This window comes from Streptomyces sp. NPDC001220, from assembly GCF_053597895.1.
Window position 1 is genome coordinate 195,433 of record NZ_JBSFJE010000010.1, and the last position, 16,200, is coordinate 211,632.

The 16,200-nt window shown below is 71.0% G+C and carries 15 protein-coding genes; 8 read left to right on the top strand and 7 right to left on the bottom strand.

Features of this window, described 5'->3' with window-relative positions; all coding sequences use genetic code 11:
- Positions 1–228: 228 nt before the first annotated feature.
- Positions 229–1,155, top strand: a complete 927-nt coding sequence (locus ACWDGI_RS24605; protein WP_384482505.1) for a DUF3027 domain-containing protein — start codon at positions 229–231, stop codon at positions 1,153–1,155.
- A 184-nt stretch (positions 1,156–1,339) separates the two neighbouring features.
- Positions 1,340–4,456 (top strand): sacsin N-terminal ATP-binding-like domain-containing protein, encoded by a 3,117-nt coding sequence (locus tag ACWDGI_RS24610; protein ID WP_450762338.1) that lies wholly within the window; start codon positions 1,340–1,342, stop codon positions 4,454–4,456.
- 114 nt (positions 4,457–4,570) lie between these two features.
- Here ACWDGI_RS24610 and ACWDGI_RS24615 read toward each other — a convergent pair whose 3' ends face one another.
- Both ACWDGI_RS24615 and ACWDGI_RS24620 read right to left on the bottom strand, forming a co-directional pair.
- The gene (locus ACWDGI_RS24615; protein WP_360485648.1) at positions 4,571–4,798 is read right to left on the bottom strand and encodes a DUF7683 domain-containing protein; all 228 of its coding nucleotides are present in this window, start codon (positions 4,796–4,798) and stop codon (positions 4,571–4,573) included.
- Positions 4,795–4,965, bottom strand: a complete 171-nt coding sequence (locus ACWDGI_RS24620; protein WP_450762340.1) for a colicin E3/pyocin S6 family cytotoxin — start codon at positions 4,963–4,965, stop codon at positions 4,795–4,797. Before ACWDGI_RS24620 ends, ACWDGI_RS24615 begins: the two co-directional genes overlap by 4 nt.
- A 168-nt stretch (positions 4,966–5,133) precedes the next feature.
- On the opposite strand from ACWDGI_RS24620, the gene ACWDGI_RS24625 reads away from it, so the two are divergent.
- Together ACWDGI_RS24625 and ACWDGI_RS24630 are read left to right on the top strand one after the other, a co-directional pair.
- Positions 5,134–5,916: a hypothetical protein gene (locus ACWDGI_RS24625; protein WP_450762342.1), complete on the top strand. Its 783-nt coding sequence runs from the start codon at positions 5,134–5,136 to the stop codon at positions 5,914–5,916.
- 163 nt (positions 5,917–6,079) lie between these two features.
- Entirely contained in the window at positions 6,080–6,913 is an 834-nt protein-coding gene (locus tag ACWDGI_RS24630; protein WP_450762344.1) for a hypothetical protein, read from the top strand.
- 60 nt (positions 6,914–6,973) lie between these two features.
- On the opposite strand, the gene ACWDGI_RS24635 is transcribed toward ACWDGI_RS24630, so the two are convergent.
- Both ACWDGI_RS24635 and ACWDGI_RS24640 read right to left on the bottom strand, forming a co-directional pair.
- Complete coding sequence (locus ACWDGI_RS24635; protein ID WP_450762346.1) at positions 6,974–9,373, bottom strand: HAD-IC family P-type ATPase; 2,400 nt, start codon at positions 9,371–9,373, stop codon at positions 6,974–6,976.
- Positions 9,374–9,485: 112 nt separating this feature from the next.
- On the bottom strand, positions 9,486–9,743 hold the full coding sequence (locus ACWDGI_RS24640; protein ID WP_450762347.1) for a DUF2530 domain-containing protein: 258 nt from the start codon (positions 9,741–9,743) through the stop codon (positions 9,486–9,488).
- Between the two features lie 112 nt (positions 9,744–9,855).
- Between ACWDGI_RS24640 and ACWDGI_RS24645 the strand changes: the two genes are divergently transcribed.
- Positions 9,856–11,307, top strand: a complete 1,452-nt coding sequence (locus tag ACWDGI_RS24645; protein WP_450762349.1) for an NCS2 family permease — start codon at positions 9,856–9,858, stop codon at positions 11,305–11,307.
- Between the two features lie 78 nt (positions 11,308–11,385).
- On the opposite strand, the gene ACWDGI_RS24650 is transcribed toward ACWDGI_RS24645, so the two are convergent.
- Positions 11,386–11,580, bottom strand: a complete 195-nt coding sequence (locus tag ACWDGI_RS24650) for a ribbon-helix-helix protein, CopG family (protein WP_351737173.1) — start codon at positions 11,578–11,580, stop codon at positions 11,386–11,388.
- 180 nt (positions 11,581–11,760) lie between these two features.
- Between ACWDGI_RS24650 and ACWDGI_RS24655 the strand changes: the two genes are divergently transcribed.
- Positions 11,761–12,198 (top strand): MarR family winged helix-turn-helix transcriptional regulator, encoded by a 438-nt coding sequence (locus ACWDGI_RS24655; RefSeq protein WP_089101888.1) that lies wholly within the window; start codon positions 11,761–11,763, stop codon positions 12,196–12,198.
- A 149-nt stretch (positions 12,199–12,347) separates the two neighbouring features.
- Positions 12,348–13,709 (top strand): MFS transporter, encoded by a 1,362-nt coding sequence (locus tag ACWDGI_RS24660; RefSeq protein ID WP_450762352.1) that lies wholly within the window; start codon positions 12,348–12,350, stop codon positions 13,707–13,709.
- A gap of 98 nt (positions 13,710–13,807) precedes the next feature.
- On the opposite strand, the gene ACWDGI_RS24665 is transcribed toward ACWDGI_RS24660, so the two are convergent.
- Positions 13,808–14,326, bottom strand: a complete 519-nt coding sequence (locus ACWDGI_RS24665) for a GNAT family N-acetyltransferase (protein ID WP_450762354.1) — start codon at positions 14,324–14,326, stop codon at positions 13,808–13,810.
- Positions 14,327–14,352: 26 nt separating this feature from the next.
- Between ACWDGI_RS24665 and thpR the strand changes: the two genes are divergently transcribed.
- Positions 14,353–14,925: an RNA 2',3'-cyclic phosphodiesterase gene (gene thpR / locus ACWDGI_RS24670; protein ID WP_450762356.1), complete on the top strand. Its 573-nt coding sequence runs from the start codon at positions 14,353–14,355 to the stop codon at positions 14,923–14,925.
- A 229-nt stretch (positions 14,926–15,154) separates the two neighbouring features.
- Here thpR and ACWDGI_RS24675 read toward each other — a convergent pair whose 3' ends face one another.
- Positions 15,155–16,147, bottom strand: coding sequence for an aldo/keto reductase (locus tag ACWDGI_RS24675; RefSeq protein WP_450762358.1), 993 nt, complete (start codon positions 16,145–16,147; stop codon positions 15,155–15,157).
- Between the last annotated feature and the right edge of the window lie 53 nt (positions 16,148–16,200).

Sequence of the window (16,200 nt, forward strand, 5' to 3'; positions counted from 1 at the left end):
TCCCACCGCCTTCGGCCCTCCGCCGCCGCGCAGGCATCGCGGCGGACTGTCCCCCACTACCGGCGACGGGGTAGCGTGCGTATCTCAGCCATAAAGCACAATGGATGGCAGAGGTGCGCCCGAGCGCGATCGGACGCGGACGTCGATGCGGCCCACAGGTCCGCTCCGTCCGCCCCACCGCCGGAGGCAGCCGCACTCGTGAGACGGCGTAGGAGAGAAGCGATACCTGTGAGCGCAGCGACAACGCGAAGCCGCACCCCCGACCGTCTGTGCGCCGAGGCGGTCGACCTCGCCCGGACCGCCGCCGAGGAGGCCGCCGCACCCGGAGTGGTGGGCGAGCACGCCGGAGCGGTGGCGGAGGGCGACCGCGTCGTCACGCACTACTTCGAGTGCAAGGAACTCGGGTACCGCGGCTGGCGCTGGGCGGTGACGGTGGCCCGCGCCTCCCGCGCCAAGGTCGTCACGCTGGACGAGGTCGTGCTCCTCCCCGGCTCCGACGCCCTCCTCGCCCCCGAGTGGGTGCCCTGGAGCGAGCGCCTGCGCCCCGGCGACATGGGCCCCGGCGACCTGCTCCCCACCGAGGCCGAGGACCTCCGCCTGGAGCCCGGCTACACCGGCGAGGACGGACCGGAGCCGAACTCCCCGGTCTCGGCGGAGATGGAGGAGCTGGCGGAGGCGGAGGACGCCGAGGTCACCGCGGGCACGCCCGCGCACCTGCCCACCGTCCCCTCCCGGGGCACGATCGCGTCGGTCGCCGAGGAACTGGGCATGCGCCGCGCCCGCGTGCTGTCCCGCTACGGCCTGCACATCGCCGCCGACCGCTGGGAGGAGTCGTTCGGCGCGAAGACCCCGATGGCCCAGGCGGCCCCCGCGACCTGCGTCAGCTGCGGCTTCCTCACCCCCATCGGCGGCTCCCTGGGCCAGGCCTTCGGCGTCTGCGCCAACGAGTTCTCCCCGGCCGACGGCCGGGTCGTCTCCTTCTCCTACGGCTGCGGCGGCCACTCGGAGGCCGCGGTCATGCCGAAACCTCCGGTGGTGGCACCCCCGGTGATCGACGAGACCCGCGTGGACCCCTTCCCGCTCCGCCCCGCCTCCGACTCCGGCTCGGTACCGGCGACGGAGGACGAGACGTCGGCGGAGCTGGGCCACTCGTAGTCCCGCTCCCTGCCGGGATGACGGCCGGTCAGCCCCGGGCGCAGGGCGCCACGGTGCTACCGGCCACCGCCGGCGCCGGGCCGGGGCGCGGGCTTCCGCTTCTTGGCTGAGCGGGGCGGGTGGGCGGACGGGCGGGCTCTCGGCGCGCGGTACCTTCGTCCTCACGCCGATGAGGAGAGTGAACGTGAGCAAGTTCGTGCGGCCCGCCGCCGAGGGCGCCGACCCCTTCGGCACCGCCCGCCTGCGTCGCGGTGTCCTCGACGCCTGGGCCACCAGCCCCGCCCGGTTCCGTGAGGACGCCAACGCCGAGGAGGACCTGGTCCTCGGCGGCTACCGGGACCGGCTCGTCGTGGAGCTCGCCCAGAACGCCGCCGACGCGGCCGCCCGCGCCGGGGTCCCCGGCCGGTTCCGGCTCACCCTCCGTGACGGCGTCCTGTTCGCCGCCAACACCGGTGCCCCGCTGGACGCGGCCGGCGCCGAGTCCCTCTCCACCCTGCGTGCCTCCGCGAAGCGGGAGGAGACCGAGAGCGCCGTCGGGCGGTTCGGCGTCGGCTTCGCCGCCGTGCTGGCGGTGACGGACGAGCCCGCGGTGGTCGGCCGGCACGGCGGCGTGCGGTGGTCGCTCGCCGAGGCGCGGCAGCTGGCCGAGGAGACCGCCCGGCAGAGCACCGGGCTCGGGGACGAGATCCGTCGGCGGGACGGCCATGTGCCGCTGCTCCGGCTCCCGTTCGCCGCCGAGGGCACCGCCCCGGACCCGTACGACACGGTCGTGATCCTGCCGCTCCGGGACACCGCCGCCACCGATCTCGCCGAACGCCTCCTCGCCGCCGTCGACGACGCGCTGCTGCTCGCCCTGCCGGGGCTGGAAGAGGTCGTGATCGAGAGCGGCGACACCGTACGCACCCTGCGCCGCGGTACCGACGGCCCGCTCACCGTCGTGGACGACTCCCAGGAGGGCACGACCCGCTGGCGTACCGTCTCCGCGCACGGCCCGCTCACCCCGGAGCTGCTGACCGGCCGGCCGGTGGAGGAGCGGCTGCGCCCGCACTGGTCGCTGACCTGGGCCGTGCCCACGGACGGCGCGGGCGCCCCCGACCGCCCGCGCACCGCCGCCGTGCTGCACGCCCCCACCCCCAGCGACGAGCCGCTCGGCGTCCCCGCCCTGCTCATCGCGTCCTTCCCCCTCGACACCACCCGCCGGCACGCCGCCCCCGGCCCGCTCACCGACTTCCTGGTGCAGCGCGCGGCCGACGCGTACGCCGAACTCCTCGCCGGCTGGCGGCCGGTGGGGGAGGGGATCATCCATCTGGTGCCCGGCCCGCTCGGCAAGGGCGAGCTGGACGGCGCGCTGCGCCAGGCGATCCTGGATCGGCTGCCGCGCACCGCGTTCCTGCCCCCCGCGGTCGAGCCCGGCGACGACAGCGAGCTTCCCGAGGCGCTGCGGCCGCGGGACGCCGAGATCGTGGAGGGGGCGGGCGCGGACACGGTCCGGGTGCTCGCCGAGGTGCTCCCCACCCTGCTGCCCGCCGGTCTCGAACGCCGGGTGGAACTGCGGACGTTGTCCGTCAGCCGCCTCCCGCTCGCCGACGCCGTCGACCGCCTGGCCGGCCTCGAGAAGGACCCGGACTGGTGGTGGCGGCTCTACGACAGCCTCGCGGGCGTCGACCCGGAGCGGCTGTCCGGGCTCCCGGTGCCGCTGGCCGACGGGCGGACCAGCATCGGCCCGCGGCAGATCCTGCTCCCCACCCCGGACGGGGTCATCGACCCCGAGGTCCTGGCCCGGCTCGGCCTCAAGGTCGCCCACCAGGACGCCGCCCACCCCCTCCTGGAGAAGCTCGGCGCGCTGCCCGCCACCCCGCGCGCGGTCCTCACCACCCCGCAGGTACGGGCCGCCGTGGCCGCCTCCCTGGACGACGAGGGCGGCCTGAACTGGGAGGAGGACACCCCGGACGTGGAGGAGCTGGCGGACACCGTCCTCGCCCTGGTCCGGGACGCCGGCCTGGAACCCGGCGACGAGCCCTGGCTGGGCGCCCTCGCCCTGCCCGACGAGGACGGTGAACTGGCCCCCGCCGGTGAACTCGTCCTTCCCGGCAGCCCGTTCGCCCGGGTGATCAGGGAAGGCGAACTCGCCGCCGTGGACGCCGAGCTGGCGCAGAAGTGGGGCGAACAGCCGCTGGCCGCCTGCGGGGTGCTGGCGAACTTCGCCCTCGTCCGCGCCACCGACGTCGTCCTGGACCCGGACGAACTGGAGCCCCGCGAAGGCGACTTCGCCGAACCCGACGACGCCGGTCTGCTCGACGCCGTCGACGTCTGGTGCGAGGACATCCTGGACCGCTTCCCGGACACGCCCGTGCCCCCGGTCGCCACCGAGCTGGTCGCCGTCCGCGACCTCGACCTCGTCGACGAGGACCACTGGCCCGAGGCCCTCGCGCTGCTCGCCCGGCCGCCGCTGCGCGACGCCCTCACCCAGCCGGTCCGCATCCTGCTGCCGGACGGCACCCACGAGGTCGTACGGCCGTACACGGCCTGGTGGCTGCGCGGCCACCCGGTGCTCGACGGCCGCCGCCCCGCCGGTCTGCTGGCCGCCGGCGGCGACCCGCTGCTGCGCGGCCTCTACGAGGAGGCCGACGCGACCGGCTTCGAGGACGAGCAGGTGCTCCGGGCGCTGGGGGTACGGACCTCGGTCGCCGCCCTCCTCGACGAACCGGGCGGCGCCGCCGAACTCCTGGACCGCCTCGCCGACCCGGACCGCTCGGTCACCGGGGCCCAACTGCACGCCCTGTACGGCGCGTTGGCGGACCTGGACCCCGAACGGGTGACCCTCCCCGACGAGCTGCGGGCGGTGGTCGACGGCCGGGTGGAGGTGGTGGACGCGGCGGACGCGGTGGTCGTCGACTCGCCGGACCTGCTGCCGTTCACGACCGGCGTCCCGCTGCTCCCGGTGCGGCCCGCCCGCGCCGCCGAACTGGCCGAGCTGTTCCAGGTGCGGCGGCTGAGTCGGTCGGTGACGGGGGCGGTCGACTCGGAGGGGACCGAACACGACGTCCCCGAGCCGGTCCACGTCCTGCTCGGCCCGCGCACCCCGGGGACCTACGTCGAACACGAGGAGCTGGTGGTCGACGGCGTCGAGATCGACTGGCGGCTCACCGGGGACGGTGTCCTGCACGCGGCCACCCTGGAGGGCGTCGCCGCCGGTCTCGCCTGGGCGGCCGGCCAGTGGCCGCGCCGCTTCGAGGTGGCCGCGCTGCTGGAGGACCCGTCCCGCACGGAGGAACTGGCCCGGGACCGCTGGTTCGACTGAGGGTCGAAAAGGCGCTGGCCCGGGACCCCAGCGGGGCCCCGGGCCAGGTCAGGCCGAATCAGACCGGTCGGGCCGAATCAGGCTGATTCGGCCCGATCGGGCTGGCCGGACCGGTCAGGCTTCCACTTCCAGGAAGTACTCGAAGCGGTCCAGGTCGAGGGCCATGCCGGTCAGCCGGTGGAAACCGTCCGCGTGCTCCGGTCCCAGCGGATACACGTCGGTGAGCCGGTCCGCGGGCATCGCCAGCAGCCCCGCGAACGCGTCCGCGCCCACGGACGAGACGTCGGTGACCGACTCGGGGGTGTCCTCGTCCTTGGCGTAGCGGGCGACGAGGTACTTCATGGGGTCACCTTCCGGGTTCCGTCCGCGGGCTTGGTCTGGGCGCCAGTATCGGGGTCGAACTCCCCGAGGTGCTTGCCCCGCTTGTTGTACTTCTCGACCGCCCCGTGCTGGGAGTCCCACTCGTAGATCTCCCCGGTAGCGACTACGTCGACGTGAAGTCGCGGCACGGGGAGTAGTCCCATGGAGACGTAATCCGGTTGCAAAGGAATCAAAATCCAACCGGATTACGTCTCGCCCGTACAACCACTTCCGCCCCTCATGGATCTGATCACTGAGTCAACAGACTCCCTAGATCACTTGGGCCTCGCGCCCACTGTTCTCCACTTGGGGAATCCATGCGCATTCGTGCCACTGTGGCCGCCGTCTCCGGCGCCCTGGCCCTCTCCGCGTTCGTCGCCCCGGCCGCGCACGCCGCCGACAGCACCACGCTGGACGTCACCTTCTCCAGCGTGAAGGTCAACGGCGGCAAGGCCGTTGTCGTGCCCGCCACGGGCTCCGTGAAGTTCTCGATCACCTACAAGGTGACCCACGCCGCCAGCCTGAAGAGCAGCGCCTTCGACACCATCCCGGTCATCTACCACGGCTCCGACATCGAGTCGTCCGAGTACGGCGTCGCCCCCTCCGACCTGGCGACCTGCACGAACACCTCCTCGACCGTCGAGAGCTGCAAGGCCACCCTCAGCGCCAGCCACAAGGACGTGGTCAACAGCATCGCCGGCGGCTGGCAGGCGGGCGCCATCGCCTTCGACAAGGACGGCAACCCCACCTTCGGCGACAACCTGGGCAAGGTCTCGGTCCAGCGCCTGTCCAAGCTGACGGTCAACGCCGCCCCCGAGCCGGTCAAGAAGGGCAAGACCATCACGGTCACCGGTTCCCTGACCCGCGCCAACTGGGACGCGGCCAAGTACTCCGGCTACGGCAGCCAGTCGGTCAAGCTGCAGTTCCGCAAGAAGGGCTCCAGCACCTACACCACGCTGAAGACCATCAAGTCCTCCTCCACGGGCGCCCTGAAGACCACGACCACCGCGACGGTCGACGGCTACTACCGCTACTCCTTCGCGGGCACCGCCACGACCCCGGCGGTCAGCGCCACGGGCGACTACGTCGACGTGCAGTAGTAATCCCATGGGGACGTAATCCGGTCGCAAAGGAATCAAAATATGGCCGGATTGCGTCTTCCTTGTACAACCCCGTTCACCCCTCGTGGATCTGATCACCCGAGTCAACAGACTCCCTAGATCACTTGGGCCTCGCGCCCACTGTTCTCCACTTGGGGAATCCATGCGCATTCGTGCCACTGTGGCCGCCGTCTCCGGCGCCCTGGCCCTCTCCGCCCTCGCAGTGCCGGCCGCACAGGCCGCCGGCGACTCGGGCACCCCGTACACGCTGAACGCCGGCTTCTCGAACCTGTCGATCGCCAAGGCGGTCAAGGTCGGCACCTCCGCCGAGGTCGGCGTCAAGTACACGTACACGCTGACGCACGGCGCCGACGTGGACATCACCGCGAAGGACTTCTACACGGACGCCTTCCTCTACAAGGGCTCCTACAGCGACACGGCTCCCGAGCTGTACGGCGACGCCGACTCGGCGACCTGCACCGCCACCTCCGCGACCACCGCCACCTGCTCGGGCTACGTCAACATCTACCCGGCCGACGGCGACCTGAAGAGCGTCTGGGCCGGCAGCTGGAGCGTCGCCGCCGAGGCCGTCGCCTTCAACGGGCAGAGCCCGACCAACCCCGACCTGAGCAAGGTCGGCTACAAGGACCAGAGCGGCCTCGCCACCACCCTGGTCCAGCGCAACTCGCAGCTGACGGCCAACGCGGGCCCCGAGCCGGTCGCGAAGGGCAAGACCCTCACGGTCACCGGCAAGCTCTCCCGCGCCAACTGGGATGACAACCTGTACCACGGCTACGCCGGCCAGCCGGTCAAGCTCCAGTTCCGCAAGGCGGGTACGAGCACCTACACCACCGTCAAGACGGTGAACACGGACTCGACCGGCAACCTGAAGACCACCACCACCGCCAACTACGACGGCTACTGGCGCTTCAGCTTCGCCGGCACCTCGACCACCCCGGCGGTCAGCGCCACGGGCGATTACGTCGACGTGAAGTAAACCCTGTCAGTGCGGCTCCGCCGCGAGGGCATCCAGCCCTCGCGGCGGAGCCGCACTGTTCTAGTCGGGGAAGCGGCGCTCCACCCACTTCCAGAGAACCTCCAGCACCGCCGACGCCACCACCGCCACGCCGACGGCAGTCCACGGCATCGCCACCCCCACCAGCTTCAGCGCGAAGAAGCTCTGCAGTGCCGGTACCGCGAGGACGAAGACGAAGGCCACGCCCATCGAGACCACCAGCGCCACCCGCCACCAGGTGTACGGGCGGGCGATGATCGCCAGGACCCACATCGAGATCAGGAACAGCGTCAGGGTCGCCGCACTGGTCTCCGCGTCCAGGGAGCCCGGCCCCGTGTAGTAGTGGCGGGCGAGCAGATACGTCACGAAGGTCGCGACGCCGGCCACCACCCCGCCCGGGATCGAGTAGCGCATCACGCGGCGCACGAAGTGCGGTCTGGCCCGTTCCTTGTTGGGGGCGAGGGCCAGGAAGAAGGCCGGGATGCCGATGGTGAGGGTGGACAGCAGGGTCAGGTGCCGGGGCAGGAAGGGGTATTCGACCTGCCAGCAGACCACGAGCACCGCGAGCAGGACCGAGTAGACCGTCTTGACCAGGAACAGGGTGGCGACCCGGGTGATGTTGCCGATCACCCGGCGTCCCTCGGCGACCACCGAGGGCAGCGTGGCGAAGCTGTTGTTGAGCAGGACGATCTGCGCGACCGCCCGGGTGGCCTCGGAGCCCGAGCCCATCGAGACGCCGATGTCCGCGTCCTTCAGGGCGAGTACGTCGTTCACGCCGTCCCCGGTCATCGCGACCGTGTGCCCCCGGGACTGCAACGCCCCCACCATGTCCCGCTTCTGCTGCGGGGTGACCCGGCCGAAGACGGTGCCCCCGTCCAGGGCCTCGGCCATCGCACCGGGCTCCGCGGGCAGCCGGCGCGCGTCCACCGTCGTACCGCTCAGGCCGAGTTTCGCGGCCACCGCGCCGACCGACACCGCGTTGTCGCCGGAGATCACCTTCGCCCGGACCTCCTGGTCGGCGAAGTAGCGGAGCGTGTCGGCGGCGTCGGGCCGCAGCCGCTGCTCCAGGACCACCAGTGCGGTGGGGCGGGCGCCCTCGGCCACCTTCGCATGGTCGAGGTCCCGGGCGGCGCGGGCGAGCAGCAGCACCCGCAGCCCTTCCTCGTTGAGGCGTACGGTTTCGGCCAACGCCGGGTCGCCGTCGTCGAGCAGCACGTCCGGTGCCCCCAGCAGCCAGGTGCTCAGCTCCCCGTCGCCCTCGCTGAAGGTGGCCCCGCTGTACTTGCGGGCGGAGGAGAAGGGCAGCGACTCCACGCACCGCCAGTCCTCGCTGTCCGGGTAGGCGTCGATGATCGCCTGGAGGGAGGCGTTCGGGCGCGGGTCCGACTCGCCGAGCGAGCCCAGTACCTTGCGTACGTACGTCTCGGCGGCCCCGTCCAGTGCCCGCAGCTCGGTGACGTCCATGCCGCCCTCGGTGAGCGTGCCGGTCTTGTCGAGGCAGACGGTGTCGACGCGGGCGAGGCCCTCGATCGCGGGGAGTTCCTGGACCAGGCACTGCTGGCGGCCCAGCCGGATCACGCCGATCGCGAAGGCGACGGAGGTGAGCAGGACGAGACCCTCGGGGACCATCGGGACGATGCCGCCGACGGTGCGGGCGACGGCGTCCTTGATGCCGTTGTTCTTGACGACCAGCTGGGTGGCGACCAGGCCGATGGCGGCCGGGACCATCATCCACGTCACGTACTTGAGGATGGTCGAGATACCGGAGCGCAGCTCGGAGTGGACCAGCGTGAAGCGGGAGGCCTCCTCGGCGAGCTGGGCCGCGTAGGCCTCCCGGCCGACCTTCGTGGCCGCGAAGGCGCCACCGCCGGCCACCACGAAGCTCCCCGACATCACCTGGTCGCCGCGGCGTTTGACGACCGGGTCGGCCTCACCGGTGAGCAGCGACTCGTCGATCTCCAGGCCGTCGGCCTCGGCACACACCCCGTCCACCACGATCTTGTCGCCGGGACCGATCTCTATGAGGTCGTCGAGCACGATCTCGCTCGTGCCCACTTCCACCGCGGCCCCGTCGCGGCGCACGGTCGGCCGCGCCTCGCCGATCACCGCGAGCGAGTCCAGGGTCTTCTTCGCCCGCCACTCCTGCACGATGCCGATGCCCGTGTTGGCCAGGATCACGAAGCCGAACAGGCTGTCCTGGATCGGCGCCACCACGAGCATGACCACCCACAGCACACCGATGATCGCGTTGAACCGGGTGAAGACGTTCGCGCGCACGATCTCGCCGAACGAGCGGCTGCTGCGCAGTGGAACGTCGTTCACCTGGCCGCGCGCGATCCGCTCCGCGACCTCGGCGGCGGTCAGCCCGCTCGTCCGGGCCGGGGCCGGCAGCGGAACCGGATGCACAGGGTCGAGTTCCGCGCCCGCGTCGATGTGCGTCATACGTTCGACGGTACGTGCGGATTTGCGCGTTCACCTGCCGAGTGCCCGGAAGATCCGACCAGCGGAGGAGCGAAGTCGTGCCCTGGTTGTAGAGCGACCCGGGGGGGCTCCCCTACAGGGAGCGTGCGGCCTGGGCCCGCTTGATGGCGGCGTCCCGCTTCCGCACGTACCAGATGCCGATCAGCCCGAGGCCGCCGCCGGCCAGGCAGGTCCACACCCACCAGGTGTGGCCGTGGTCGGAGAACCAGCCGTAGAAGGGGAGCTGGGCCAGGAAGAGGACGAACCAGACGATCGTGCCGCCGATGATCGTCGGCACCACGGGCCCCTCCAGGGGTTCCGGTGCCTCGTGCTGGGGGGTCCACTTCGCCATGGTGCTCAGCTTACGCATTCCTGCGGTCTACGCGCGGAGATAGCGATCTGGTTCTCATACGTTCATACTGAAACCGTTTGTGTCTGACTACTTCTGATCGTAGGAACATCCAATGTCGACCCCGGCTTCCACTCAGGCCCCCGCCCCCGAACAGCCGGGTGCGACCCCCGCCTACGGCGCGCTCGATCGTTACTTCAAGATCTCCGAGCGGGGCAGCACCCTCGCCCGCGAGGTGCGCGGCGGCTTCGCCACGTTCTTCGCGATGGCGTACATCATCGTGCTGAACCCGATCATCCTCGGCAGCGCGAAGGACATGTACGGCCACCACCTCGACAACGGTCAGCTGGTCACGGCCACCGTGGTCACCGCGGCCTTCACCACGCTGCTCATGGGCGTCATCGGCAACGTCCCGATCGCGCTCGCCGCCGGCCTCGGTGTGAACTCGGTCGTCGCCCTGCAGCTGGCGCCCCGGATGTCCTGGCCGGACGCCATGGGCATGGTGGTGCTGGCCGGTTTCGTCGTGATGCTGCTGGTCGCCAGCGGTCTGCGCGAGCGCGTGATGAACGCGGTGCCCTACAGCCTGCGCAAGGCGATCTCGATCGGTATCGGCCTGTTCATCATGCTGATCGGTCTGGTGGACTCCGGCTTCGTCACCCGGATCCCGGACGTCGCCCAGACCACCGTCCCGCTCCAGCTCGGCGCCGACGGGCACCTCAACGGCTGGCCGGTCCTGGTCTTCGTGCTCGGCGTGCTGCTGACCCTCGGGCTGATCGTCCGCAAGGTCTCCGGCGCGATCCTGATCTCCATCGTCGCGATGACCGTGCTCGCGCTGATCATCAACTCCGTCGCCCACGTGACGACCTGGGGCCTGACCGTCCCGAAGTGGCCCGGCAACCCCGTCTCCACCCCGGACTTCGGCCTGCTCGGCAAGGTCAGCCTGTTCGGCGGCTTCGACAAGGTCGGCGTGCTGACCGGCGTCCTCTTCGTCTTCACCGTCCTGCTGTCCTGCTTCTTCGACGCCATGGGCACGATCATGGGCGTCAGCGACGAGGCCAAGCTGACCGACGCCCAGGGCTATATGCCGGGCATCAACAAGGTCCTCTTCATCGACGGTGTCGCGGTCGCCGCCGGCGGTGCCAGCTCCTCCTCGGCCACCACCTGCTTCGTGGAGTCGACGGCGGGCGTCGGCGAGGGTGCGCGCACCGGCTTCGCCAACGTCGTCACCGGCGCGCTGTTCGCCGTGGCGCTGTTCCTGACCCCGATCGCCACGATGGTCCCCTCGCAGGCGGCCACCCCTGCGCTGCTCGCGGTGGGCTTCCTGATCCTGGCCGGCTCGATCAAGGAGATCGACTGGGCCGACTACACCGTCGCGATTCCGGCCTTCGTGACCATGGTGATGATGCCGTTCACCTACTCGATCACGAACGGCATCGGCATGGGCTTCATCACCTTCGTGGTACTGCGGCTGACCGCCGGCCGGGCCAAGGAGATCCCGGCCGCGATGTACGTGGTCGCGGCCGTGTTCGCCTTCTACTACCTGATGCCGGCCCTGGGTCTCACCTGATCCCGATCCCGAGCCTGATCGCGGTCGTCCCGAACCCGATCGCGATCCCGCACCCCGTCCTGATCCGGCCGGGGGGTCTCATGTGACCTTGACCTGGTCGCCGTAGAACCGCTCCGTCTCCTCGACGGCAGCCGAGAACCGCTCGTCGAAGTCGTCGCGAATGAGCGTCCGGACCACGTAGTCCTGGACGCTCATTCCCCTTTTCGCCGCATGGTGCCGGAGCCGGTCGAGCAGCTCTTTGTCTATCCGCAGGCTGAGCACACTGGTCCCCATGCATATGAGGGCGCCACATCCGGGCGCCCGATGCGTCACTTTCCGGATTCGGCTCACTCGTATGGGTGACGCGATGTTTTCTGGGGGCACCCCCGGACCCCGGATCCAGTGGCCGAGGTCACGGGCATCCGGCGCGTCCCAGGTGGTCCTTAGGCAGGGTAATGAGTTACTCTAAAGAACATGCCGGACCTTACCCATGGCGACGACGCGGCCGCCGTGAACTCCCTCCGCTCCGCCGTGATGCGACTCTCGCGACGGCTGAAGCACCAGCGGGTCGACGAGTCACTGAGCCCCACCGAGATGTCGGTGCTGGGCACCCTCTCCAACTGCGGCCAGGCCACCCCCGGTGAGCTGGCCCGCAAGGAGCATGTGCAGCCGCCCTCGATGACCCGCATCGTGGCGCTGCTCGAGGCCAAGGGACTGGTCCGTCTGGAGCCGCATCCCGAGGACCGGCGCCAGAAGGTCGTCACCAGGACCGAGCAGGCCGAGGCGATGCTCGAAGAGAGCCGCCGCAAGCGCAACGCGTTCCTGGCCGGTCTGGTCGACGGCCTCGACGAGGACGAGTGGGCCAAGCTCCGTGCCGCCGCCCCCGTCCTGGAGAAACTCGCACACCTGTAAGCCCTTGCACCGCGCGTGAGCCGAAGGGCGCGCCGGTGCCGGGAGAGCGATCGCGCGGAGACCCGAAGGGGTGAGCACGATCGCTCCCCCGACACCGGCTGGAGCGCCCCGTAGGCGAACGAGCCAGAGAAAGAGGAGGCGAACCCACTTTGAGTACGGGATCCGGAGCACCTTCCGCCCCCGCACCGACCGCCCCTACTACCCCCGCATCACGCAGCAGGTCCTCGATGTTCGGTTCGCTGAAGGTCAGGAACTACCGCCTGTTCTTCGCGGGCCAGGTCGTCTCGAACATCGGCACCTGGATGCAGCGCATCGCCCAGGACTGGCTGGTCCTCAGCCTCACCGGCTCCGCGACCGCCGTCGGCGTCACCACCGCCCTGCAGTTCCTGCCGATGCTGCTCTTCGGCCTCTACGGCGGAGTCCTCGTCGACCGGCTGAACAAGCGGCGCGCACTCTTCGTCACCCAGACGTCCATGGCCCTCACCGGTATCGCGCTGGCGCTGCTGACCCTCTCCGGCCATGTCCAGGTCTGGCACGTCTACCTCGCCGCCTTCGTCGTCGGTCTCGCCACGGTCGTCGACAACCCGGCCCGCCAGTCCTTCGTCTCCGAGATGGTCGGCCCGGACCAGCTGCAGAACGCGGTCAGCCTCAACTCCGCGAACTTCCAGTCGGCCCGCCTGGTCGGCCCGGCGGTCGCCGGCCTGATGATCACCGGCGTCGGTACCGGCTACGCCTTCCTCTTCAACGGCCTGTCCTTCGTCGCCCCCATCGTCGGCCTGCTGCTGATGCGCGCGCGTGACCTGCACGTCGTGCGGCGGGCGCCGAGAGGCAAGGGCCAGCTGCGGGAGGGCCTGCACTATGTGGCCGGCCGCCCCGACCTGACGTGGACGATCATCCTGGTCGGCTTCATCGGCACCTTCGGATTCAACTTCCCCGTCTACCTCTCCGCCTTCGCGGACGACGTCTTCCACGCGGGAGCCGGCTCCTACAGCCTCTTCAACACCCTGATGGCGGTCGGCTCCCTGGCCGGCGCCCTGCTCGCGGCCAGACGCGGCACGGCCAGGCTGCGGGTGATGCTGGCGGCGGCGGTGGCCTTCGGCGGACTGGAGCTGGTGGCGGCGACCGCACCGTCCCTCTGGCTGTTCTCGCTGCTCATGGTCCCGATCGGCATGTTCGGCATGACGGTCAACGTCACCGCGAACACCACCGTCCAGATGGGCACCGACCCGGCCATGCGCGGCCGGGTGATGGCCCTGTACATGATGGTGTTCATGGGCGGCTCCCCCATCGGAGCGCCCATCGCCGGCTGGATCACCGACGCGTACGGCGTCCGTGCCGGCCTGGCGGTGGGCGGCGCCATCGCCGCCGCGGCGGCCGTGGTGATCGGCCTGGTCCTGGCCCGCGTCGGCAACCTGCGGCTGTCGGTCGGCTGGCACGGCGGCCACCCGCGGGTGCGGTTCGTCCCGCGCGAGGAGCGGGAGGACCAGGAGGAGCTCGCCGCGGCCGCGTGAGACACGGACGGGGGGCGGCCGTCCGGCTCGGACCGCCGCCTGCCACCGGCCCGGGGGCATACTGCGGCCTCCGGGCCGGCACCTGTCCAGGGGCCCTCCTACAGCCTCCGGGCCAGCACCTGTCCCGGCCAGTCCCGCATCGCGGTGTAGGTCTCGGTGCGGACGAAGCCGTTGCCCTCGTAGTAGCGGACCAGCTTGCCGTCGGCGCCCGCGTAGCAGTCCACCCGTAGCAGCGACACCCCGGCCCGCCGGGTCTCCTCGGCCGCGTGCGCCAGCAGCGCGCTGCCCACGCCGTGGCCCTTGAACCGGCGGTCGGAGGCCAGCCAGTGGATGTACCGCTCGGGCTCACCGGGCGGCGGGAGATGCGCCAGATAGGCGCCGGGCGCGTCGGTGACCGTGAGCGTGGCGGCCGGCACCCCGTCGGCCTCGGCGATGTAGGTCACGCCCTTGTCCATGTACTGGCCGACCGACTCCACCGTCTTCTGGTTCTCCGACAGCGGCGTGGTGCCCCACTGCTCGGTCCGCCCCTGTCCCACCAGCCACTCCACACAGCTGTCGAGCATCCCGAGTATCGCGGGAATGTCGTCGGGTCCGCCTTCTCTGATGGTGATCCGCATCTCCCCATGATGGCAGGGTGGTCCGCATGAGACTCTTCGCCGCCGTGCTGCCCCCGCCCGAGGTGGCCGCCGAACTCGCCGCAGAAGTCGACCTGTTGAAGCGGCTGCCGGGCGCGGACGCGCTGCGCTGGACCGGCCGGCCCGGCTGGCACTACACCCTGGCGTTCTACGGCGAGGTCGAGGACGGCGTCGTACCGGACCTGTCGGACCGGCTGGCCCGCGCGGCCCACCGGACGCCGTCCTTCGCGCTGTCCGTCGCGGGCGGCGGCCAGTTCGGCCACGGCCGGGCCCTGTGGGCGGGCGCCCGGGGGGATCTGGAGACCCTCCGGCTCCTCGCCGACCGCGCGGAGGCGGCGGCGCGGAAGGCGGGCGTACCGATGGGGGAGCACCGCCGCTACAAGGCCCACCTGACGGTGGCGCGCAGCCGGGACGCGGTGGAGGTACGGCCGTACGTCGCGCTGCTCGCCGAGTTCGCGAGCCGGACCTGGACGGTGGGGGAGCTGGCGCTGGTGCGCAGCAACCTGCCGACGTCGGGGGTGCCGGGGGAGCAGCCACGGTACGAGGTGGTCGACCGCTGGAGGCTCACGGCAGGCGGTTAGGCTCGTTGCCGTGGACCCGAAGACCAGGAACCGGATCATGGCCGGTGCGCTCGTGCTGTTGTTCGTGGTGGTTGCGGTGGCGTCGGCGATGAGGTGAGTTGAAGAGGGCGAGGAGCCGCGGGCGGCCGGGGTTCGGCTCCGCCGCGTGAGAGCTGATCGCGCCCACGCGGCGGAGCCGCATATCGATACCGCCCCGCGCCCCCCCCGGGGGCGCTGCCCCTGACGTGGGCTACCAGGCGAAGGCCTCAGGGGAAGGCCCCGGACCCGGGAAGATCTCGTCGAGGCCGGTCAGCAGCTCCTCGCTCAGCTCCAGCTCGACGGCCCTCAGCGCCGACTCCAGCTGCTCGCCGGTGCGCGGGCCGACGATCGGACCCGTCACCCCCGGACGCGTGAGCAGCCAGGCGAGGGCGGCTTCGCCGGGTTCGATGCCGTGCTTTTCGAGCAGGTCCTCGTACGACTGGATCTGCGCGCGGGTGGAGGGGTTGGCGAGCGTGTCGGCGGCCCGTCCGGAGGCGCGTCGGCCGCCCTGGACCTCCTTCTTGATCACACCGCCGAGCAGCCCGCCCTGCAGCGGCGACCAGGGGATGACCCCGAGGCCGTAGTCCTGTGCGGCCGGGATGACCTCCATCTCCGCGCGCCGCTCGGCGAGGTTGTAGAGGCACTGCTCGCTGACCAGACCGATGGTGCCGCCGCGGCGGGCGGCGATCTCGTTGGCCTGGGCGATCTTGTAGCCGGGGAAGTTGGAGGACCCGATGTACAGGATCTTGCCCTGTGCGATGAGGGTGTCGATCGCCTGCCAGATCTCCTCGAAGGGGGTCCGGCGGTCGATGTGGTGGAACTGGTAGACGTCGATGTGGTCGGTGCCCAGCCGCTTGAGGCTGGCGTCGACGGCACGTCGGATGTTGAGCGCGGAAAGCTTGTCGTGGTTGGGCCAGGCGTCACCGTCGGCGGCCATGTTGCCGTACACCTTGGTGGCGAGCACGACCTTGTCGCGGTGCGCGGGGCTCTTGGCGAACCAGCTGCCGATGATCTCCTCGGTCCGCCCCTTGTTCTCACCCCACCCGTACACATTGGCGGTGTCGAAGAAGTTGATGCCGGCATCCAGCGCCGCGTCCATGATCGCGTGGCTGTCGGCCTCGTCGGTCTGCGGGCCGAAGTTCATGGTGCCGAGGACGAGTCGGCTGACCTTGAGTCCGGTACGTCCGAGCTGCGTGTACTTCATGGTCACCCAGCCAACGGCTTGGAGTGCGCTCCAGGCAAGCACTTTCCCTCCGG